A 23872-nucleotide genomic window follows, 5' to 3' on the forward strand; every position below is an offset into this window, starting at 1 on the left:
ATTAATCTAATGCACCTGTTTTCATTGCCTCTTTAGGTTTTGCCTGCATCTGATTTTCAACCAGGCCTTCAAACTCAACTCTTACCACACTCGCAGTTGAATCGGGTGCTGCCGAAGGTAATGTTATGGTTAAAGCACCGTTTTCTGTTGTAGTTTTCAACTTAGCTTTTGTGGCCAATATTGTAGCTGAAAGCACTTTATTTTTAAGATTAGGAATAACCAGTTTACCAGCTGATGGCCAGTTAAATACAGAAAAATAAAGTGTAGTACCTTTGGCTGTTTCTTTTCTGGTGCAGCGTCCCCATTCTACTGGTGGTATCGGACTGGCTTTGGTCCCGTAAATTGCTTCGCTATTTACCTTCATCCAATCACCAATGGCTTTTAACCTGTCTATACTTTCCTGCGGAAATGTCCCATCGGGTTTAGGGCCAATATTTAACAGATAGTTGCCACCTTTAGATGCAATATCCGCAAGGTTTCTGATTAATGTTTCTGTCGACTTCCATTTGTTATCTGAAGTTCTAAAGCCCCAGGTTCCGTTCATGGTCATACAGGTTTCCCAATCCATTCCGTCCAACTCTGCCTGATTGGGTATTTTTTGTTCGGGGGTTTTAGTATCTCCTGGAAAATTAGGACGTTTTAAACGGTCGTTGGTGATAATCTGAGGTTGGGTTTTTATGGCATCCTGTAATTTCAACGCGGCTTCATCTGTCATGTTTGTTGGCGTATCCCACCAAAGTACCGCTATATCGCCATAGTTGGTCATCAGTTCTTTAACCTGAGGTACCGATACTTCATCAATATACTGAGCAAAGGATTTGGTTTCCTGTGCAGGATCCCAATGTCCATGATGGGCTTCAGTATAGGCATCAACCTTTGCTGAGTCCGGATTTAGCCAGCCTTCTGTCATTACTTTTCTTGCTGCAGATCCTCCTGGGTTATTCCAATCCTGAGCCTGCGAGTAGTAAAAGCCAAGTTTCATTCCTTGCTTTTTACACGCTTCAGCTAAAGGTTTTAACAGATCTTTACCGTATGGTGTGGCATCAGTTATGTCCCACTTGCTGGCTTTTGAGTTAAACAAGGCAAATCCATCATGATGTTTTGCTGTGATGATGATATATTTCATACCTGCATCTTTGGCCATCTTTACCCAGGCATCCGGATCGTATTTTACAGGGTTAAAACTCTTGGCCATTTCCTGATATTCAGCTACCGGGATTTTAGAGCGGTTCATGATCCATTCGGCCCCACCCCTGCGTTGCTCATGACCTTTATAAATCCCTGCAAACTGCGCATAAACACCCCAGTGAATGAACATTCCAAACTTAGCCTCTCGCCACCATTTCATGCGTTCATCTTTAGACAATTGTTTTTGACTGTAGCCGGTTTGAACCAGAAAGAGAAGCGCTAATGATATTGAAAATAGTACTTTACGCATGTTGTGTTTCTTGATAAATGTAATTGAGTGATGCCTAAATTAGGGAGTAATAACTGGCAAATGATCTTTGCTTTTGGCTTATCACTCAGCCTAATTGGCCTATTTACTTAATGCTTTATATCTTAAAAGTGCTTCCAGATAATAGTAATCCGCATAAGAAATCGGCACATCAACTTCACTGTTTGATGGCTTTGAACCTGTGCTGTGCAATAAAATAAAACCCTTATTTTCTCCTTTCGGTGAAATATATTTTGTACTTAAACTCTGCAGCATCAGGTCGGCCTTACTTTTATACAGGTCCTTGTTGCTGCTGTATCCGGTTAGTTCATAAAGACCAGACGCAATTACTGCTGCAGCAGATGCATCCCGAGGCTCATTAGGAATACCAGGCGCATCAAAATCCCAATAAGGCACCAGGTCTTTTGGCATGTTCTTGTGATTAAGAATAAAGGCCGCAACATGCTCTGCCTGATTTAAATATGCTGGATCTTTGGTATAGCGATAACACATGGTATAACCATAAAGCGCCCATGCCTGTCCTCTTGCCCAAGCTGATTCATGACTAAAGCCCTGATGCGTATTCTTTTTTAAAACTGCCCCGGTGTTTGGGTCATAATCGATTACGTGATAAGAACTATAATCTGCACGGAAATGATTTTTCATAGTAGTATTGGCATGGCTTACCGCAATTTTATATAATGATGAATCGCCTGTAAGCTTAGTAGCTTCAAAAAGCAATTCCAGATTCATCATATTGTCTATAATTACCGGATTTACCCACTTATCGGTACTGTGATCCCATGATCGGATTACTCCTGTTTTAGGGTTAAATCTTTTACTCAATGTCTGTGCAGATTCGATGATCACTTCTTTATAGTGTGGGTCTTTGGTAAGCCTGTAACCCGTCCCAATGCTGCAGTACACTTTAAAACCCATATCATGGGTTACACCATTTTGCTTTTCCTTTTCTATGTCTGCAGAGAATTTCTTTGCCTGTATTAGCCAGTTTTCTTTACCGGTGTATTCGTATAAAAACCATAATTCYYMYRRNGMAMNAAACCACTTGTCCAGTCTTTGGAGGCTACCAGTTTTAAATTACCGTGGTCTAAAGTTCTTGGCGAAACCAATTCTGGTTTACCCGAAGCTGCCTTTGCCTGATCTACCTCTTTAAGTATCAACTCTGTTTGTTGTGATGCCTGCTCAAATGCCTTTTTTACATTGATCTTTTGCGCAAAGGATGGTAATTGAAATGCAGATAAAATAAGTACTGTAGAAAGATATTTGTTCATATTTGGTTAGTGCTTTATAGGTTTTATGGAACAGGAATTAGCTGTATCTCTAATAGTTTCATTAGTTCAGCTCCTTTAATTTGTGTTGGTTTAATGGTAAGCATTTGTATACCTGCCGGTGCCGAAATAACGCCTGCATCCTGTGCGGTTACCATTCCATCGGCCGGAGTAAGCACTGACGCGTTAATTTTAGCAGTACCTAATTGGATTTCATAAGCAGCTCCCGAGGTTGAGCCCGCAATATACCTGACCACTATTTTATATTTTGCAGCTTGAAGTGATTTTAATGTCCACGATAAGTATTGGTCCTTTAATTTCCACCCGTCTACATAATAGCGATCTGTTTTACCATCGCCAAAAGTAAATTTCTTACCATGCAACTGGGCATCAAAAGCCAGCAGTCTGTTAGTTGTGTTTTTAGCTAAGCGCCTTACCGTATCAGCAAGTACATTACCTTTTACTTCCAGTACAATAACAGCATCAGTAGCATCTGGTGTTTTTTGAGGTAAAGTAATTGCAACATCTTCAGGCGTTAAACGTTTGGTTGTCAATTTCTTTTTTGAATTATCTGCTAAAAGATAAGCACTCGWWRCAYTGNCKCKTTAAKYYNASCANAYAAKTNANRRWWGMMATYGRCARSCMANNGTTWAAMRCMTGMAGATRWWGCARNTTANCTTTWYSWSWAATAACACCCCATCCAGGGACAGGCAAGGCTGAACGTTTTGTACCTTTAATACTGGCTGAATTGGTTTTCATCCATACCCCTATTTCATCCAGAATCCTGGTATCCTTTTCATCAAAACTACCATCCCCTTTTGGACCAATATTCATTAAAAGGTTACCACCCCTTGAAGCACTATTTGCCAAAAGTTGTATAAAGAATTTGGGAGATTTATGACTGTTGTCATGTTTGGAGTAACCATACGACTCATTAGTTGTAGGAATTGCTTCTGAGTCGCCCTCTACCGTGCGCAATTCAGCTGGTCTGTCGCCAGTGTTTAGGTAATCACCAAAGCCGCCATAGTTACTTCTGGCAAGTCTGCCGTTAACAACGATATTTGGGTCCGTTTCTCGGATGGCTTCCAATATCCTCAGATTTTCTGAAAGCGGTAGTTTATGTGGGGTATCAAACCAAAGTATATCTGGATGATACTTATTAATTAACTCTTTTATTTGAGGAATGGCCTTTTGATTTACATATTTAACCGCTTTAGGAAGCCATTCTGGGTGACTATCGAACCAGTTTGCACCACCCAATAGTTTATCACCTCCTGGATTTTGATATTCCCAGTCGTTTCCGGGTGCATCGGGATGTTCCCAGTCAAAAGCATGAGAATAGTAAAATCCAAACTTCATGTTGTGCTTTTTCGCTGCTGCTGCCAGTTCTGCCATTGGATCTCGCTTAAAAGGGGTTTGCTGCACGACGTTGAAATCCGAGACCTTACTATCGTACATTGCAAAGCCATCATGGTGTTTAGCGGTAATGATAAAATATCCCATACCAGCATTCTTTGCTTTTAGAATCCACTCTTCTGCATTGAATTTTAATGGATTAAATTCATGAGCCAGATAAAGATATGCAGCCCTTGTGATCTTTTCCTTCCGCATTAAATGTTCCGAATACCCGTTTACCTTTTTACCTTTCCACTCTCCTGCAGGGTTTGAGTAAAGCCCCCAATGGATGAACATTCCAAAGCGTGCCTCGCGCCACCATGCAATGCGCTGATTATGCGTTTTCATAGATTTGCGCCACCATCCTGCCATTGCCGTATCTATGGCTTTCTGATCTCTTTGCAACGCCTGATTAAACATATTTACATCCTCATCTCCCGAAACCTGGCTCTGTGCGGTGCTGCACAACAGCAGAAGTAAGAGAAATAAAGAAATGCTTTTATAGTTTAGTTTAGCCATATCAAAGGGTTTCTTACAGGTAGGTTTCTGATTACTTCTTCTACTTTTGGGTCATGCTCCAGCTTAAACCAGGTGTTTAACCATTCTGTTTTATGAAATGCCTGTGCCCCGAATATCAAAGCTGGCTGTGCAACGGGCCAGTTTTCCCAATACATCACATCAGGTTTTAAAGTCCACTTACTCTTATCAGCCAGATAAGGATAAAGGTAACTAATCCCCTTCTCAATAGATTTGCCGTCGGCAGTTTTAAACTCCCATAAATTGTCGGCTTTAGTAGAAAGTATCTGGCAAAGTGTAGTCATGGCATCTAAATTAAAAATAGAATAACCATAAGGTTTTGTTCTCGACAGCTCTCTTGGAAAGCTTCCATCTACCCCCATTTGACCTGGCAACAACACCGTTTTATACCTTTCTCTGCAAAAATTAAGCAATTTTTCATCTCCGGTAAGTTTAGCAAAGGATGCCACCTGCATGGTAAAGCAGGTTCCATGATTGTTCTGGGCATTCATTTCTGCTTTGCCATAAGGATGGCTCATTAACCAGCCAAGGTATGCTGTAAACCATTTTTTGGTTCCAGACAAAACCTTTGGATCTAATGCCTCTTGCATCACAATAACCCCCTGTGCAACCTCCAATAGCTGAATGGTATCTATAATTCCTATCCCTCTGCCTGTAAACCTGCCTTTAATTGCCTGCGCATATTGCAGGTTCGCATTCACTAAAGTAGCAGGATTTATAAACCAGGCTTCTAAATGAACCATTGCCTGTTTTACATATTTATCATCTCCTGTTATTTTATAAGCCGATGCAAGTGCACCAATGATCTTGCTGAACCGGATCATCGCCAACCGATGGGCAACAAAATTATCCGGATTGGTCATCCCATCTTTTTGAATATAAGGCGCGTTTGCATCTTTAGGATCAGGCCACCAATAGTCGCCCTCCGAATAGAAATCGTGTTTATCACCCGCACTTCTTGAAGAAGTTTTCGCTGTAACAGTAACTGGTTGCTGCTGCATAGCCCAGTTTGCCTGCTCTATCACCTGCTTTTTTAATGCACTAACAGGCGCCTTTTTTATGGAGCAGGATTGCTGTACCATCATTACCACAATGGCCATAAAAAAAGTAAATATGTATTTTCTAATCATCACTGTTAATTGGTCATAGCTTTAAATGTAATCTTGTCAATTGTATTTGGTTTACCGTTTTCGGCTTTAGATATACTTGTTTTCAGTTTACCACCTGTTGTTTTAGAGATGTTGATCTCTCTAAAGCTATATGCTCCTTTTTCATAATTAAATGTCTCACCATCATCATCATAAAGCTGATATTTTGCAGGCTTGCTACCATAATACCTGATTTCTAGATTTACTTTTTCATTAGGTTTAGGTGCATGCAGTAAGGCAGGCCCCATTGGGATAATGCCACCATCTTTTACGTAAACAGGTATTTTATCCAGTCCCGGTGTAACAGTGATCACCTCTCCATCACCTGCATATTTACCGGTATAGAAATCGAACCATTTGCCTTTAGGAAGTATTACGGTACGCGTTTGCTTTCCGGTAAACATAGGAGCAACTAATAGATACTCACCTGCCATGTACTGGTCTTTAACTTCTTTACTCACTGCCTCCACATAAGGATTATCTTCAAGATTGGTACTTTTTACTTCTTTTTTAACATCAGATTGATAACCTTCTTCCAGGTTCATTGCCCTAAATGGGGGGATACCTTGAAAGTGGTATTTCGCAAATTCGCTGTACCAATAAGGCATCATTTGCATACGCAGAATTGCCATATCTTTTACCTGCTGTTCTACTTCCGGGTACGACCAAGGTTTTGTACCGCTAGACCACGCATTGATCATCGCCATTGGCGAGAAAACTACCGACTGCATACGACGCAACCATTCCTCTCCGGTTTTAGATGCCCTCGCTTCAGGAGTCCACAATACCCCTGCAAAACTGCTGTTTATTAAGGCAGTAATAAAATCTTCATGGTTATAGTAGTCGTTGTAAATTACATAAGGCAACGAACTGCCTCCACCATTAGAAGCCCTTACCAACCCGTAAGTACGTTGGTTACGCTCATGATATAAAGCCGCGCTGTAACGCTGAATAAGCAGGCCATAAGTTTGGCGCAATTGCTCTGCGCTTTTACCCGATGGGAATATCGTTACATCAGGCCATAAATAATGATCATATCCATCTACCTCATCAAATTTATATCCGCTTATGCCAATATCTACCTGGCTCTTTTTAAGCTGTCCGAAGAAAATATCGCGGGCCTCGGGCATGGTTAGATCAGGAACTGCCCCTACCCAAACCGTATGATCAGCAGTATAGGGTTTAATTGCCTTATAAATTGATGCTTCCGGCGAAACATAAGGATTAGTCCATAGGTTAAGTCTGATGCCCTTGCCCAGCATTTTTTTTACAAAAGCAGCAGGTTCTGGATAACGCTTGATATCCCATTCAAATGTACATGGATAAGCTCTGCTTTGCCATCCCGGCTCCAGTCCGATAAAGTCTAAGGGGAAGCCTTTGTCTTGAAATGCTTTAGCTTCGTCTTCCACATCCTTAGAAGTAAATAAGGTTTTAACACGCTGCGTAAAGCCTAAACCCCAACGCGGGGGCAACACTCCACCTCCATTAAGCAGGTTATATCTGCGAACGGCATCTAATGGTTTTGGGCCTGCAAAAACATAAAACTCTACACCTTCAGCTGGTACAAGGATCTCCACACCATCAGAATAAGGGCGGGCCGACCAGCTTTTATCGGTATTACGATCTTTGGCTTCCGGCACATTTGCACCATCTCTTTTAACAGAGGAACCTGCAAATACTTTTAAATAACGTGCTGAATTTACAAAAACGCCATATCCATTAGATGAAACGTAAAATGGCGTTGGTGCATGGGTGCGTCCATTATCTTTACCTCCATAATGATCTACGTGGAGTTCAAGGATTTTACCGCGCTGGTGTACCGTTTGGAAGTTTAGTCCAAAGCCATAAAGCTGCTCCTTTTTATCTAATGGAAAACGCACATAGGTTTTACCATCTGATAGTTTTCCGGTGATTTCACTTTTTTCAAATGGAAATGGAGCATCACCCATATTTTTTAGTCCATCGGCAGATGGTGTAGCACCAGAAGCGGTTAATAAGTTATAAGCTTCTGGTTTCCCAACACTGCCTTTCCATACACCTGGAGCTACTACTTCCCATTTAATATCTTGTGCGGCCAAATCAGTAGTTAAAAGTAAGAGCAACAGATATATTGGGTATTTAAATATTTTGTTCATGAAGGCAATTTTATAGGGTAATTATTTTATAGGTTTTTCCTTTTTCCGTTTTAAAGTCTACTACATAGCCTTGCTGCATTGGAACAGATTGCAAAGGAGATTTAGCATTGTTTTTATATTGAGGTTTGTACGGCAGTTGTGTAAGTGGATTTGGGTTTGATCCGTTTACAGGCTTTGCATCTGCTTCCACCACCTTTATTTTTTGCAGGGTTCTTAGCCTGCAGTTACCACCAATTTCTGATTTTATAAGTGCTTGTGCAAGCTTTCCGTTCTTCCAGTCCAGGTTTACCACAAAATTGCCTCTGGCTTTAATTCCTTTTATGCTCCCCTCTTTCCAGGCATCTGGTAAGGCCGGTAATAAGCTTAGCATACCATCCTGGCTTTGCAAAAGCATTTCGGTCATGCCTGCCGTTGCACCAAAGTTTCCATCAATCTGAAATGGAGGATGTGCATCGAATAGATTAGGATAAGTTCCACCTCCGCTCATCTGTTCTTTTTCTTTTGTAGGATCGATATAGGCAAAAGCATCTTCCAGTATTTTATAAGCATGATTGCCATCTTGTAACCTGGCCCACCAGTTTATTTTCCAGGCCATAGACCATCCTGTGCTTACATCACCTCTGTATATCATAGATTGTTTTGCAGCGCTTGCCAGTTCAGGTGTTTCAAATACAGAAATCTGATTCCCGGGATATAAACTGAACAAATGAGAGATGTGACGGTGGGTATCTTTTGGATCATCCCAGTCCTGAAACCATTCCTGCAGTTGGCCATACTGACCAATATGAAACGGATACAGTTTCTCACGCGCAGCGATCAGCTCCGCTCTAAAATCCGCATCCTCATTTAAGGCTTCCGAAGAGGCAATAATATCTGTGAAAAGTTGCCTCAGAATAGACATATCCATGGTCGAGGCCATAGAGAGCTGGTATTCTTTCCCTTTTATTTTAACTGTATTTTCTGGAGAGGTAGATGGGTTTGTGATTAAATAATTGCTGTTAGGATCTTTAATCAGCCATTGCAGCATAAACTCAGCAGCTCCCTTCATTAATGGATAGGCCATATTTTTTAAGAAAACTTTGTCGCCCGTAAACTGATAATGCTCATATAGATGGGTACTAAACCAGGCTCCACTCATAGGCCATGCAGACCATCTTGGCATCCCCTTGGGGTCTGAATCGTAACCGCCCGGAGGGGAACTCTTAGCCCAAAGATCAGAGTTGTGGTGTACCACCCAGCCCTTGTTTATATTATAGTTAACCCTGGCTGTTTTAGCCCCATTTACCGCAAGCTCCTTCATAAAATTAAACAGCGGCTCGTGACATTCAGATAGGTTTGTGTTTTCTGCCAGCCAGTAATTCATCTCGGTATTAATGTTCGTGGTATAATTACTGCCCCATGGCGGTTGGACCATATCATTCCAGATTCCCTGTAAATTGGAAGGTCGTGAACCTGGTCTGGATGCTGCAATCATTAAATACCTGCCAAACTGATAATACAATGTTTGTAATCCCTGATCGTTTTTGTTTTTAGCATATTGCAGCAAACGCTCATCTGTAGGTTGTTGTTCTGCTTCTGGGTTTGCTTTTAGCTGAAATCCAACTCTTTTAAACAGTTGCTGATAATCTGTAACATGCTTAGCTTTTAAATCATTGTATGCTTTTGCATAAACCTTATCCAGATTTGCTTTGGCTTCAACGGAAGGGTCCTTGCCTTTTAAACCAGGAGACTTATCAAAACCGTTAAAACTGGTGGCCTCTGATAAGTATATCGTCACTGCATTTGCATTGGCTACCTCTACCTGCTGGTTACTGATTTTTACAGTACCCCCTTCATTTTTCACTTTGATACGAATCTCGAAGTTCATCCCCTCTCCCGATCGCTCATCGTATTCTATTTGTTTTGGATCGTAATCTCTGTTTGCTACATATTTTGGTGCCTTACCTGTAAGGGTAAGCCCGTTCTGACCTGCACCATTAACATTAAACCGCAGCTTACTTACCAATCCGGCTTTAAAATTTAAAGCACCTGGCTGGCTTGAAGTTATCCTAACCAGCAGTGCTTTATCCGGATGGCTGGTAAAAACTTCCCTTTTGTATGTTACCCCCTCTATGGTATAATTCACTGCAGAAATGGCGGTATTGATATCCAGTTCTCTTTTGTACGATGTGGTTACACTATCCTTCCGGTTATCCAGAATGTAAAGTTCGCCTAAGGGCAGGTACCTTGCCGAATATGGGCCTTGCATTTTTTTCCAAAGTAGGGCTGCCTGATCGTAATTACCTTCAAAAATTGCTTTACGAACCTGAGGCAAAACCTGAGGACCGTTGACATTGTTACCATCATCTGGAAAACCAGACCAAAGTGTATTGTCGTTTAACTGAATGCGCTCGCGGTTTACGCGACCGTAAACCATTGCACCGGTTTTACCATTGCCCAAAGGCAGTGCCTCTTCCCATGCCTTTGCAGGTTTATTATACCACAGTTTAAGGTTATTTGTTTGTGCCTCTGCACCAATACTCATTACGATAGCGCCTGATAATAAAGCCTGCTTTAATTTCATTATACTCATTTAAAGTTCTATAAATGCAGAAGGTATTCCAGTTGCCTTAACACTGGCTACGCTTTTTCCGCCATTTAGTTTTACACTAATAATTGCATGCCCATTACTTAGCTGCACTTTTCTTGAACCGCTGGAAGTTCCCTGATCGTCTACCAGGCTTCCATCTCCTGTTAAGCCAAATGTGATGTAATTTACTGCATCCAGACACAATATACCTTTATCATCAGTCAATTTTACCTGAATTGTTGCAACTCCTTTTTTTTCTGACACTTTTTCTAATACCATTTTAGCCGGTTTAGTCCATTTTGCAGTTTGATATTGCTGACTGATCTCATCTGTCACAGTCTTGCCATCCTTAGTAGCCACTACTTTAAAGTTATTGGTTCCTTCGTTTAATTTTACCATCCACCTTAAACCCAGCGCAGGGAAACTTTTAATGTTTCGCTTTTTCTTACCCACACTTTTACCATTTACAAAAAGCTCGGCTTCATCGCAATTAGAATATACTTTAACCATTTTCTCCTCTCCCGCATCTCCCCATCTTACCGGCCATGAATGTCCATAGATATGTACCATCGGCGTTTTTGTCCAATAGGCCTGAAAAACATAATAAGATTCTTTTTTGGTAAAGTCTCTCTCTACAACCCCTTTTTGATTTACATAAGGAACCGGATTATCCGGACGAATTGGTGTAGAAAAATCTTTAAATGGCCAGTACGCTGTACCTGTTAACCAAGGCATAGATTCCTGCTCTTTTAAATGCCAGTCTATCAGGTTCACAATATAGCTTTCGCTCCAATCGCCATCCTTAGATACCCTTGCACTTCCTCCATATAATGAAGCATCGCCCTCTCTTTCATCCGCTCCTACACCTGTTTTAACCAGACTTAGCGCTTTATCCGGACTTTCAGAATGACGGCCGGCATGACTATCGCCACCCCATTCAACATGCAGAAAACGATCTACACTCTCAAATTCCTTTCTGGAAGCTTCCTTATACTCGGTATAAATACCACGATACCAGCCTGCCCAAATAGAAGGCGAATAAACATCAACAATGTCCTTACAGAAATCGCATCGCCTGATGGCTGTTTTCCTTGATGGATCCAGCTTATGTGAAAGGTCGTTTAACTCTTTCATAAAAGCCCTGATCTTGTCTTTGTCAAATTCAGTAAAATCGCCTGGCCAGTCGTTTTCATTACCAAGCCCCCAGATAATTACTGAAGCGTGATTGTAATGCTGCTCAATCATATTTGTCAACATTCTGAGTGCCTGATCTTTATAAGTATCGCCACCTAAACCACCGCGGCACCATGGAATTTCCTCCCATACCAATATTCCTAAGCTGTCGCACAGATCAAGCACTATTCTCGATTGTTGATAATGCCCCAGGCGGATAAAGTTTACCCCCATTTCTTTCATCATCAACATTTCCTGCTTTATCATATCCTCAGTCATAGCCTGTGCTACACCAGCATGATCCTCGTGCCGGTGTGTTCCTCTTAATAGCAATCTTTTGCCGTTGAGCATAAAGGGGCCTTTTTTTACGAATTCGAAATTTCTGAAGCCGATCTTTTCCTGATGAACACTTATATCGTTCTTAGCGCTCACTGTAGTTTCAATGGTGTAGAGGTTGGGTTGATCAGTAGACCAGAGTTTTGGATTTTTAACCACAGTATCCCAAAGCATCTTATCGCCTTTAAAAGCCTTGATCTCCTTTTTCCAGCTCGAGATTACATTACCCTGCGGATCTTTAAGATCGATCTTTACAGAAATCGTATCAATCCCATCCGGATTTAATAATCTGGCCGCCACCGATAGTCTGCCTACACCTCCCTTTGCATCAACACTTGCATTGGCAAATACTTTATCTAAAGATACCTGTGGGGTATAAACCAGGTTTACATAGCGGTACAAACCGCCATACACATTAAAATCGGACAGACTGGAAGGGATCATTTCCAGATCCCTTGAATTGTCGCAGCGTATTTCTACAGGAATTTTACCGTTAAATTCCTTTTGAAAGACTTCATTTTTTTTGAAGGCCTCCACCTCATCGGTTATATCAATAGTGAATTCATCGTAGCCGCCAACATGTTCACCTACCTTTTTATTGTAGATGTAAACCTGCGTTTTTTGTCCGGCTCCCTCAAAGTGAAGCAAAGTTCTCCCCTTTTGGTAGGGGTTCGCAATTGTTAGCTGCGTACGATACCAACCTGGTCCCTGATAGTAATTCACATCAGGATCTACCGCATCAGTAGCATTAAAACAATGCGGCAATGTAACCTTATGCCAAAACGGAACACTTTCCGGATTGCCTTCCTTAACTGGCCTTACAGCTTCCCAAACGCCTCCCAGATCGCCTTTTAAATATTCCCAGTTTCCGATTAAACGTTGTTTTTGTTGTGCAAATAAGTAGTGGTTGCAAATCAGCAATCCTAAAAGAAGTATCAGTTTGTATTTTTTCACTTTTATCAATATAATTTATGGGTATAATAGGTTTCTAAGGCTTACTCAGGAATAGTTGTAGTTAATACGCCTCCAATTACATGTATAGAGCCATTTGTAGCCTGTATGCTACTGGTTCTAACATTCAATACCTCATTCAATACAATCGGATAATCAGAGGTATTAGATGGAGATGAATTAAGTACCTTAATGGTCATAATAGAATTAGGGTTAGGTATAAAAACACTGGTTGAAGTAATACCTGCCGGTAACTGATTCCAGTAACCTTTAGGTGCCAGTGTACTACCTTCTATTGTTTGAAGTGCTGGAATAGTAAAATGATCATGCTGTCCCTCCACTATAAGGTACAAAAGGTAATTTTTCACGAACTCTTTAGGATAATCATCCCACTTGGTGGCAACCTTGCCATTTATTTTATAAGTACCCCAAAAGTTTGCACCGGTAACAGCCCCATTATTTAATAGTATAAATGTTCGGTTAGGTTTTTTGTACTCGTTTGTATCTATTTCGGAATACTCAATAGCTTCCATCATCCTGTCAAATATCCTTGCCTCGCTATTAGTCCCTCTGGATCTGTCCTTAAGGTATTGCCATGTACTTTTATAAATCTTTGGGTCTACAGTATGCGGAACCCTATCGTAGTTTTCCTGCAAGTCCAGACCTGCAAGAGAACATCCGGAAATTAAAGTAGCAATAGTGGCTACCGTTAATATGTTTCTAAATAAATTCTTCATTTTCCTGATCATTAATTGTAAGTTGGATTTTGAACTAATTGCCTATTATCTTCCAGAACAAAGCGGTTTATTGGCCACAACAGCTTTTCTTTTAGTGGTCCGAAACCACCAGTAGCAGGTATTCCACCTTGCAGCCTGGTTAGCCTTCTGTTAATTACAGGATCCATTATTTTGTTCACATGGTTTGTACGAACCAGGTCAAACCATCTTTTACCTTCTCCAAAAAGCTCATATCTTCTTTCCTGAAGGATGGCATCTTCCATCGCAGTTTCATTTGCAACCGAAGGATCATCAGCAGCCAGCGCGGCCAAACCAGCACGCACCCTAATAAAATTCAGGTATTTTAAGGCTCCTGCGCGGTCGCCTGTTTTATTTAGCGCTTCAGCATAAGAAAGATAAACATCACCTAAACGGTACATCACCAGGTAAACATTGTATTCTTTAGCAGGCTTGCCACTTCCCGGGAAACCAGAACCTGGAACATCATAATACTTAAGCAGCCTATCGAAATGCGCAAGCGTTTTCAACGTATCAAGTGTTTTGGTTACCCTGGTATCAGCTTTATTCAATTTCCAATCGTTGTGAATTACAGAATCTAGTCGAATGGTAGTATTAGACTCTCCAATTGAAACAGGAATACATGCACAGCCGTTATTTACATTATCCCAGTAAATACTCCAGATCGCCTCTTTAGAACCTGTAGGATCAAGAAACAATTTTGGTTTCCAATCTGCCTGGCTCTCAAGATCTGTGATCTCGTTACCACCGTATACCTTGCCCGAAGGTGCTTTTGCAGCAAAAACCCTTTTGATCCATATTATTGCATTCTCATAATCCTGAGGCTGGTTATTTGCACCTGCATTCCACATATAAGCGTCTGCCGCAATTGCAGCAATACCAGCCTCTCCAATTAACCATACATTAGGGGTTTGAAGTTTCTGTGTTAATGAATATGCTTTTTCCAGATCGGCAAGAATGATTTCTTTCATGATTTTGTCTTTAGATTCTCTTGGCCTCTCATCTTCCTGAGTGAAATCGTCATACGGTTCAGTCCATATTGGCGCATCACCCCAAAGTCTGATGATGTAGAAATAGCACATTGCCCTCATTGCATAACATTCTGCCAAATTCTTATCCCTTATCGCCGGTGTAATCTGATTATCCAAAGAAGCCGCTTGTGGAATGTATTTAATTGCGGTATTTGCTCTTCCAATAGTTCTGTACAACTCGGCCCACGATGATTGTGCATTTCCCGAGGTAAGGTTGTTTAATGAAAGCTCCTGCATGGTAATGTTGTTATAACCAGGGTGCAGATCAAAATTATCTGAGCGGGCCTCTCCCCAATAATGGTACTTACCACTAAAATTTGCCCCTGTACCTGTCATTATTTGTTGAAAGGATCCGTATACACCGGCCATTGCAGCATTTACATCTTTTAACGATTTAAAATAATTCTTAGCAGATACCTGCGTTAATGGCTCTTCAGTTAGGAACTTCTTGCAGCTACCTAAGAAAAGAATAACACTAAAAACCGCGCTTATATATAATATTTTCTTCATGATTTCTGATTTTAAAATGTAAGGTTAACGCCCAAACCAAATTCTCTTATTTTAGGGTAGCGACCAGAATCGTTACCCGGTTGTAACTGATTTGAGGTACTGAACTCCGGATCGAACAGACTGTAATTTGTCCAGGTTAAAAGGTTCTGTCCAAAAACATAAACCGTTGCCGATTTCATTTTAGCCTTTGCAGCTATTTTAGGATCAAGCGTAAAAGCCAATCTCGCACTGCTTAACCTGATAAATGCACCATCTTCCAGATAAAGACTGTTTTGTTCATAACGCATGTTCCCTCTTGTATCCTTGCGTGATGCCATAGGATACTTGGTTACATCACCTTGTTTATACCATGAGGTGAGTGCTGCATCTGGTGTTGGTGGAGAATAAGTAGAGTTAAATCTGTTCTGATCAGCAGCTACCCTGTTATAGATTTTATTACCAAACTGGCCATTAAATAAAAAGCTCAATGAAAACCTCTTATATCTGAAGGTATTGCTTAGTCCGAAATAATAGGTTGGCAAACCATTTCCGGCAATGATCTTATCATTGTCATCAATATTTCCATCATTATTAGCGTCAAGCCATTCAGTATCCCCACCCTGCAGTTTTACATTGTTGTAGTATTTGCTTTTAACAGTTCCGGTGTATGGTTGCCCGTCTAATGTATATCCTCCAAAACTGGTTACTGTGCTTCCATCTTCACTAACCACCACGTTTACAGGAGTAAGTCTTTTACCCTCTGGTGTATATGCATTGGATACATCGTATTGGTAAACACCAAGGTTTTTAAAAATAAAGAAGTCGCCAATTTTTCCCCCTTCCTGTATCAACCATTTATTGCCCGATAAGAATGCTGTACCATCGGCCAGTTTTTTCACTCTTGCTTTCGGGAAGGTGATGTTTGCATTTACATCCCAGCCAAATTTCTCTGTTTTAATTGGAGTACCCACAACGGTAAACTCCAAACCGGTATTTTCTATGTTCCCTAAATTTACCGCAACCTGGGTTTTTCCTGTTTCTTTAGCCAGCTCACTTTGATAAAGCAAGTCTTTAGTGGTTTTGTTATAATACTCTGCTGTAAAAGTTAACCTTCCTTTGATCATGGTAAGGTCTATTCCATAATTGGCAGACGTAGCTGTTTCCCATTGGATCAGGGAGTTTCCTAAAATTACATTTTCTGCCGCGCCGCTTAATCCATTATAATAGTTACCACCAAAGTTTATAGTAGTATACGATTGATAATCGCCAATAGCATCATTTCCTGCGGAACCATAGCTATATCTTAACTTTGCATCATCAAGAAAGCTTTTGCTCCAATCCATAAATTTCTCATCAGAGAATCGCCATGCGGCCGACATAGATATGAAATTTCCCCATTTGTTGTTTTCTCCAAATCTCGAAGATCCATCTCTGCGGATAGTTCCCTGAACAATATATCTTCCTTTATAGCTATATGATCCCCTTGCCAGCAATGATACATTTGAATTTGCTGTTGCAAATGTTCCTGTATTTGTCGGGTCAATTATCCCCACATTTGAGGTAAAGATATCGTCACTTAACAACTCCTCTACCCTAATTCTGTACTCATCTCTGCGTCTTCTATCAGCAGTAAAACCAGCTACACCGGTTACTGTATGGTCTTTGCCAAAGGTTTTGTTATAGTTCATATAAGTCTGACTTTCCCAATAAACCTTTCTTTCGGTTGATCCTGTTCCTGTAGAAAATGCTGCGTTATTAATAATAGCCGGAGTTACATTTCTGTTGTTTTGGTTATCGAGCTGGGCATTGAACATGGTAGTAATGCTCAAATCTTTATAGATCTTATACTTAGCCTGGGTATTAAACTGGGCCAGATAGTCGTTGTCGATATTCTTGTCTAACAGGGCAAAAGCTACAGGATTTCTTTTTGATTCTGTAAAACCTGCAAGTGTTCCATCAGGCCGGTAAAGACTTGTCCACGGATTACGTTCAAATATCTGCCTTGCTGTATTCTGAATGTTCAGGATATTTCCCGTCTGATAAGCAAAAGCAAGGTTGTTGCTGATGGTAAGCTTATCTGATATAGCATATTCTACGTTTAATTTCGATTGTATTCTCTTAATCCAGCTGTTTAATGCGATGGCCTGATTGTCTACGTAGTTTAAACCTCCGTAATAAGTTACTCCTTTTGAACCGCCACTTAAACTCAAGTTAACAGTGTGCTTTTCTGATGTTCTGAACAATAGCTCCTGATAATCATTATCGGCATTCAGATAAGGGTTAATAGAATCCACATTTCCGCCAATTCCGGCACCACCACCTCTAATCATCCTGTAAAACCTAAGTTCATCAGCAGAGATCGTTCTTATTTTATTTGCGAGTTCACCTCTGTTATAAGTATACTGAACGCCAATAAGTGGTTTACCTTCTTTACCTCTTTTAGTGGTGATGATGATCACACCATTTGCACCTCTTGCACCATAAATAGCTGCAGATGCCACATCTTTAAGGATTTCAAATGATTCAATGTCTGACGGATTTATATAATTCCCATTTTCACTAATGATTCCATCGATTACATACAAAGGGCCAGTACCCGACGCATTTATTGAAGAAGCTCCACGGATCTGGATGGTTCCCTGTCCGGCCGGATCACCATTATCATTGGTAACCAATACGCCAGAGGCTTGCCCTTGTAATGCATCAAATAAAGTAAGTGGCTGGCGCTCTGCAATGTCTTTTGCAGTTACAGATGATATTGAACCGGTAAGGTCACGTTTTTTAACTTTTTCGCCGTATCCGGTTACTACAACCTCGTCCAATGCGGATTCATCTTCTTTCAGGGTAATATCAATTACCTTTTTATTGCCCACAACTGCTTCCTGCGAAACAAGGCCAATGTAAGAAAACACAAGTGTTGAATTGGCATCGGGAACTGTAATGCTGTAATTACCATTTGCATCAGTCTGTGTAGATACTTTGGCATTTTTTACCCTCACGCCTACACCGGGTATTGCTCCCCCTCCGCCGTCCTTTACTGTTCCCGTAATATTAATGGTTTGCCCAAAGGCTGCTGAACCGGTAAGTAAAAACCCAATTATCACCATCCGTAAGGATAGAAAACTGAATAATTTACATACAGAATAGCCATAACATGAAACTGTTTGAGTATCATTTTTCTTCATAGCGTTTAAAATATTTGGTTGGTTAATTCACGGGTTGCTCAGACCCGTAGTTTGTTAGGTTGGTTGGTTAGTTTATTGATTGTATGTTTAATATTTAACTGAAATTGGTAACAAATTCTTTTTGATAACATAGCGGACTTTTGCCTGTAATCTTTTTAAAGCATTTGTAAAAGCTTGCGAAGTTGTTAAAGCCGCAATCATAGCATACCTGTTTTAAATTAAGGCTATGTTCAATTAGCAGTTCACAGGCCCTGCCCACTTTAATCTCTATCAGAAACTGCGAATATGTTTTTCTGGTACGCGATTTAAAATACCTGCAAAATGAATTAGGACTGATCTTAGCTACATCAGCTATTTCTTCTAAAGTGATCTTGTTTTTAAAATTAGCATAAGAATAATCGTAGATATCATTTATGCGATCCTTTTCATGAGGCTCCATTTCATGCTGAAAACCAATTGATGAAAACGTTTCCAATTTTTCGCATTTAGCGATTTCAGCAAGCACTTGCATTAAAATAATTATCCTGTCTATTCCTTCTGCATTGGGCATTTCAGAAATCAGATCAGCAATATGCTGTTTGTTTTTACCCTTAATCTTTAACCCTCTTCTGGACTTTTCCAGAACAGATTTCAACAGCTTATTCTCGGGTAAATTCAGAAAAGAATCACCCCACATGTTTTCAGAAAAGTGAACCACTCTTACATCGGGATTAGCGGCCGGATTATTATTTCTAAAATAAACATCATCAAATCGCCAGTAGTGTGGCAACTGAGGACCAACAAGAACAATATCACCCTGATTAAACCTGCTAATATTGTCTCCGATAAATTGGGTACCTTTTCCTTTACTGAAATAAACTAATTCAAATTCTGGGTGGTAATGCCATTTGTTATTAACAGATGGAACCACGTCCTGCCGAACACTAAATGACTGAGCAGGCGACATTGAAACTTTTAGTAGTTGTGCTTTCATAGTTTAATTTATCTAAGTTAAAACCATAAGATGCGGGCGCACAAGAGTAACACTGCTTGAGATACCTCGTTCATACACTGGTGATTTTACATATTTGGTTTAGCTAATGTAAGCGCCAGTAAAATGCAAGAGGGGTTAAAATCTTAAAGAAAGAGGGTGATTTTCTTAAATTCAGAAAATAGGCTACTTTAAACTATACTCTGAGGGGGTTTGTCCGAATTGCTTTGCAAATTCTTTACTGAAATATTTGCTGTCGCTAAAGCCCACCATGTAGGCAACCTCATAAACTGTATAAACATCATGCTTTAGTAATTGAGCAGCTCGCTTTAAACGAACAGATTTGATGAAGTTATTTACAGTAAGATCCGTAAGCGCTTTAATTTTCTTATATAAAATTGGGGTACTCATCCCTACTTCGGCAGCAAGTGTATTTACACTAAAGTCTTCATTGTTAAAATTAGCTTCGATAAGTCCCATTATTTTACTCAGGAATTCCTCGTCGGCCGATTCTATTAAAATATTGGTTGGCTGAAGTGTGATCTGCTGACTAAACTTTCTACGCATATTGGCTTGCAAGGTTAGCAGGTTGTAAATATTAAGCTGCAAACTGTTAATGCTAAAAGGCTTCGTGATGTATGCCTCTGCTCCTGTTTTCAATCCGTTTACTTCGTGGATATTACCAGAACGTGCAGTAAGTAATATAATAGGGATATGACTTGTGCGTGGGTCTGTTTTAAGTGTACGGCAAAGCTCCAATCCATCCATAACCGGCATCATTACATCACTAACAATAATATCCGGGATCTTCTCAATCGCTATTTTCACACCTTCTTCGCCATTATTGGCTTCTATTACCTGGTACGATTGCTTTAAAGATTGTGTAATAAAACTCCTTACCTCAACATTATCTTCTACTATTAAAACAGTTATCCCGTCTTCTGTTTTCTCTGTCGGCTCATAACTCTTCACCGGTTCAATTTCCGATACCTGCTGATAAAGAATAGGATTTTCTATGCTAATGTACTGTTCAATAAGCTCATCCTCTTTAAAATGTTCCTTACCTAGCTTAAGTCTAAGGCTAAAACAAGTATGAACATCTTCGTCTTTAAGCTCATCATTATTTACCAATGATAAACGACCATGGTGCAGCCTGCTTATTTTTTCGGCCAAAGCCAAGCCAATTCCTGTACCTGTATTTCCTGAACGATGATCCCTTACCTGATAAAAATTGGTAAATATTTTATTCCTGCTTTCTTCCGGAATCCCTTTTCCATTATCAGCTACCCTTATTTCAACATAATTGTCATTCGTTTTTACAATGTCTAAACGAATAACCCCATGATCAGGGGTAAACTTAAACGCATTAGAAAGCAAATTAAACAGTACCTTCTCCAATTGTTCACTATCAAAATAGACTTCTATGATGTCCTCATCGCAATTAAAACGATAATCAATATGATTTTTAAGGGCTACATAAGTAAACGAAATATAAATCTCCTTGGCAAAGCTTACTATATTACCAGGCGCTACATTGAGTTCCATATTACCTGATTCTGCTTTTCTAAAATCCATGAGCTCATTCACCAATCTGGTTAGCCTGCCCGCATTTTTCTTTACCGTAAGTAACCTTCTGTTTAAAGCAGGTGATTCCTTTGTTTCATTTACCAAATGCTCCAATGGGCCTACAATAAGGGTTAATGGCGTTCTGATCTCATGAGATACGTTAGTGAAAAAATCAAGCTTCATTTGATAGATCTCGTGCTCCTTTCTTAGTAATGTTCTGATCCATAAAAACCTTAAAACAAGAAATATCAGACCTGAAAGCAAAAGTATATAGATCAGGTACGCCCACCATGTTTTCCAATAAGGAGGGTTTACATTGATGATCATCTCCTCAGGCTTGTTGGTCCACACTCCATCGTTATTTGCCCCTTTAATTAAAAGAACATATCTGCCAGCAGGTAAATTGGTAAACGTTGCTTGCGGAGTGGCTACATAATTCCATCCTTTCTCGAAGCCCTTAAGCTGATAAGCATACCTGTTTTTTTCAGATTTAATATAGTTCAGAATAGCAAAATCGATGGTAAAGATATTCTGATTATAAGAAAAGGTTAGCTCCTTTGTTAAGCCTATATTTTGAGTAAGCAATCCTGTTTTATCATTAATATTTACCGGTTTATTAAACAACCTTAATCTTGTAAATATTGCTTTTGGTATTTTTTTGTTATCTCTGATCTCATCGGGAAAGAAACTTACCATACCGTTATAGCCACCAAAGAACATCTCATTCTTACTGTCCTTAAAAGATGAGTTATAATTAAAAACATTTCCGGGCAGGCCATCATCAACTGTATAATTTTTAAATACTTTTCCATCAAATTTGGATAAACCATTAGAGGTACTTATCCATAAATTACCCTTGCTGTCTTCCAAAAAACCTACCGTATTATTACTAGGTAACCCATCATTAACCGTAAACCTGCTGGTATCTTTGTTTTTATCGAATTTAATTAATCCAGATTCATAGCTGCCTATCCAGATATTTCCTTTCGAATCTTCTTTAATAAAATTGATGTCGTCGAATTTAAAATCACTGCTCTTACTCTTAAACTCCTTAATCTGATTGGAGTTTGCCGAAGCTATATAGATACCGGAATTTGTAGCTATCCATATATTTTTGGCAGCATCTTCAAAAAAAGTCCTTACAAACTTTAATTCCTGATTATATACAGGGCTGCTGAGTACTGAAAAGTTATCCTTCGTTTCATTGTAAAGAAAAACACCTTGTGCGCGTGTTCCCACCCACAACCTACCTTGGCTGTCGTGTAATAGACAGACAATCCTGTTCGAATTTAAAGCATGCGGGTCTGCACTATTTGGTTTATAATGCTTAAACGTACCCGAAGAAGGTAAATATACATCAAGGTTCCCTTCGTATGTTGCTACCCATACCCTCCCCTTTTCATCAATAGAAATGGCCTTTACAAGGTTCGAGCTTAAAGAATTAGGGTTACCTATTTCATTTTTAACCGCCTTGAATTTTCCGGTTGTTCTGTTATAATAATTTAAACCTTCTGCCTCCGTTCCAATCCACAGATTATGGCTTTTATCTTCAACAATAGCACTGATTACATTACTGCTAATGCCATTACCGCCCAGACTGGTCTTGTATTCTCTGAAGGGTGTAGAGTTGGCATGGTACACATTAACACCACCGTAGTAAGTGCCTACCCACATGGAACCCGCTGCATCCTTCAAAATATCGTAAGTAGAGTTTTGGTTTAAGGTTAAAGGATCATTAGGGATGTGGTTAAGAACCGTAAATTTTCCTGTTTTAACATCAAATATGTCTATCCCATTTAGGGTAGAGATCCATAATTTGCCATCTTTATCGGCTTTGATTTTACGGATTACATTGCTGCTAAGCCCATTACTCTGTTCACTTTTTGCCGAGTAGTGTTTAAAGGTACCAGTAGCCCTGTCCATTAATTCGAGCCCATTATTATGCGTTCCTATCCATAAATTATGGTACTGGTCTTCAAAAATAGCGCTAAGATCATTATTAATTAAACTTGCTGATTTACTTGGGTCATGAAAATAAGACTGGAAAACATACTTTCCTTTTTCTTCTTTCATGCTGGTAAGCCCCTTTAAAGTAGCAATCCAGAGTACATTATTATGATCTTGATAAATGGCTTTTATTAGCGAATGCGCTAAACCTTGCCCCCTAACATTACTGTTATAAAAACGCTGAAATTTATCAGGTCCAATCAATTTGTTTAGCCCGTTGTCTGTTCCAACCCAAATATTTCCTTTTTTATCTTCAAAAAGGTTCCTTATAATATTATGACTGATGCTATTTTTATCCTTCGGATCATGAAGAAATCTCTTAAAAGAATTGCTTTTGGGCAAATAAAGATTTAGTCCTTTCTGTGTAGCCACCCATAAATTACCTTTTCTGTCTGTAAGCAGATAATTAATATTCTGACTACTACTTAAGGACGTATTATTGTTTTTATCGTGCTTAAAGACCTCGAATCTTTGGGTATTAAACTTGTTAAGACCATCTTTGGTTCCAAACCACATAAACCCCATACTATCCTGAGCGATAGACAGAACACTGCTTTGCGAAAGGCCATCTTCTACCGTAAGGTGATTAAAGCTTATATTGTTTTTTTGAGCACTGGCATCCACGCTGCAAAAAAGCAGCATTAACAATAATACACTGTTAATTAAGCGATACAATAATTTATTACGGCTCATATTTGGTGTTAATCCCTATCCTTTTTTTTAACGAAAGGTAAAACAAATAGATTTGCAATAAAAATACAATAGTTGAATTTATTAATTCAGCCTTAATCTCTGTTTTTGCTTTAGCAACTGAGCTTCTAATTTTTCGTAAGCAACCTGCTGAACATCTACCTGATCATCTATGGCTATTACAGCTGCCGTTGCTGCCGATTCACCAARG

The 23872-nt window shown here is 39.8% G+C and carries 11 protein-coding genes and 3 pseudogenes (1 of these 14 only partly in view); all 14 read right to left on the bottom strand.

Annotated elements, in window-relative coordinates; all coding sequences use genetic code 11:
• Position 1: 1 nt before the first annotated feature.
• Positions 2-1438 (bottom strand): alpha-L-fucosidase, encoded by a 1437-nt coding sequence (locus N824_RS16475; protein ID WP_048906258.1) that lies wholly within the window; start codon positions 1436-1438, stop codon positions 2-4.
• 99 nt (positions 1439-1537) lie between these two features.
• Positions 1538-2509: pseudogene (locus tag N824_RS16480) on the bottom strand (glycoside hydrolase family 88 protein).
• 241 nt (positions 2510-2750) lie between these two features.
• A complete protein-coding gene (locus tag N824_RS34370; protein ID WP_048906259.1) occupies positions 2751-3278 on the bottom strand; it encodes a hypothetical protein in 528 nt (175 codons plus the stop codon).
• Between the two features lie 13 nt (positions 3279-3291).
• Positions 3292-4638: pseudogene (locus tag N824_RS28075) on the bottom strand (alpha-L-fucosidase).
• A complete protein-coding gene (locus N824_RS16495) occupies positions 4626-5786 on the bottom strand; it encodes an alginate lyase family protein (RefSeq protein WP_052334169.1) in 1161 nt (386 codons plus the stop codon). The pseudogene N824_RS28075 and the gene N824_RS16495 overlap by 13 nt, the downstream one beginning before the upstream one ends.
• A 5-nt stretch (positions 5787-5791) precedes the next feature.
• Positions 5792-7939, bottom strand: coding sequence for a TIM-barrel domain-containing protein (locus N824_RS16500; protein WP_048906260.1), 2148 nt, complete (start codon positions 7937-7939; stop codon positions 5792-5794).
• A gap of 10 nt (positions 7940-7949) precedes the next feature.
• The gene (locus tag N824_RS16505) at positions 7950-10502 is read right to left on the bottom strand and encodes a glycoside hydrolase N-terminal domain-containing protein (RefSeq protein WP_052334179.1); all 2553 of its coding nucleotides are present in this window, start codon (positions 10500-10502) and stop codon (positions 7950-7952) included.
• Between the two features lie 9 nt (positions 10503-10511).
• Positions 10512-12971, bottom strand: a complete 2460-nt coding sequence (locus N824_RS16510) for a glycoside hydrolase family 2 TIM barrel-domain containing protein (RefSeq protein ID WP_048906261.1) — start codon at positions 12969-12971, stop codon at positions 10512-10514.
• Positions 12972-13012: 41 nt separating this feature from the next.
• Entirely contained in the window at positions 13013-13705 is a 693-nt protein-coding gene (locus tag N824_RS16515) for a hypothetical protein (protein ID WP_048906357.1), read from the bottom strand.
• An 11-nt stretch (positions 13706-13716) separates the two neighbouring features.
• On the bottom strand, positions 13717-15264 hold the full coding sequence (locus N824_RS16520; RefSeq protein WP_048906262.1) for a RagB/SusD family nutrient uptake outer membrane protein: 1548 nt from the start codon (positions 15262-15264) through the stop codon (positions 13717-13719).
• Positions 15265-15275: 11 nt separating this feature from the next.
• The gene (locus tag N824_RS16525) at positions 15276-18428 is read right to left on the bottom strand and encodes a TonB-dependent receptor (protein WP_235207154.1); all 3153 of its coding nucleotides are present in this window, start codon (positions 18426-18428) and stop codon (positions 15276-15278) included.
• 94 nt (positions 18429-18522) lie between these two features.
• A complete protein-coding gene (locus tag N824_RS16530) occupies positions 18523-19401 on the bottom strand; it encodes an AraC family transcriptional regulator (protein ID WP_048906264.1) in 879 nt (292 codons plus the stop codon).
• Positions 19402-19584: 183 nt separating this feature from the next.
• The gene (locus N824_RS16535) at positions 19585-23664 is read right to left on the bottom strand and encodes a hybrid sensor histidine kinase/response regulator transcription factor (protein WP_048906265.1); all 4080 of its coding nucleotides are present in this window, start codon (positions 23662-23664) and stop codon (positions 19585-19587) included.
• Positions 23665-23745: 81 nt separating this feature from the next.
• Positions 23746-23872, bottom strand: a pseudogene (locus N824_RS16540) (FAD-dependent oxidoreductase) (it continues 1559 nt past the right edge of the window).

Source organism: Pedobacter sp. V48, from assembly GCF_000523515.1.
In the GTDB taxonomy this organism is placed as follows: Bacteria; Bacteroidota; Bacteroidia; order Sphingobacteriales; family Sphingobacteriaceae; genus Pedobacter.

Coding starts and splice junctions, on each gene's coding strand:
- N824_RS16500 (WP_048906260.1), bottom strand. CDS start 7,939: ATGAACAAAATATTTAAATACCCAATATATCTGTTGCTCTTACTTTTA.
- N824_RS16535 (WP_048906265.1), bottom strand. CDS start 23,664: ATGAGCCGTAATAAATTATTGTATCGCTTAATTAACAGTGTATTATTG.
- N824_RS16525 (WP_235207154.1), bottom strand. CDS start 18,428: ATGAAGAAAAATGATACTCAAACAGTTTCATGTTATGGCTATTCTGTA.
- N824_RS16515 (WP_048906357.1), bottom strand. CDS start 13,705: ATGAAGAATTTATTTAGAAACATATTAACGGTAGCCACTATTGCTACT.
- N824_RS16520 (WP_048906262.1), bottom strand. CDS start 15,264: ATGAAGAAAATATTATATATAAGCGCGGTTTTTAGTGTTATTCTTTTC.
- N824_RS16505 (WP_052334179.1), bottom strand. CDS start 10,502: ATGAAATTAAAGCAGGCTTTATTATCAGGCGCTATCGTAATGAGTATT.
- N824_RS16475 (WP_048906258.1), bottom strand. CDS start 1,438: ATGCGTAAAGTACTATTTTCAATATCATTAGCGCTTCTCTTTCTGGTT.
- N824_RS16530 (WP_048906264.1), bottom strand. CDS start 19,401: ATGAAAGCACAACTACTAAAAGTTTCAATGTCGCCTGCTCAGTCATTT.
- N824_RS16495 (WP_052334169.1), bottom strand. CDS start 5,786: ATGATTAGAAAATACATATTTACTTTTTTTATGGCCATTGTGGTAATG.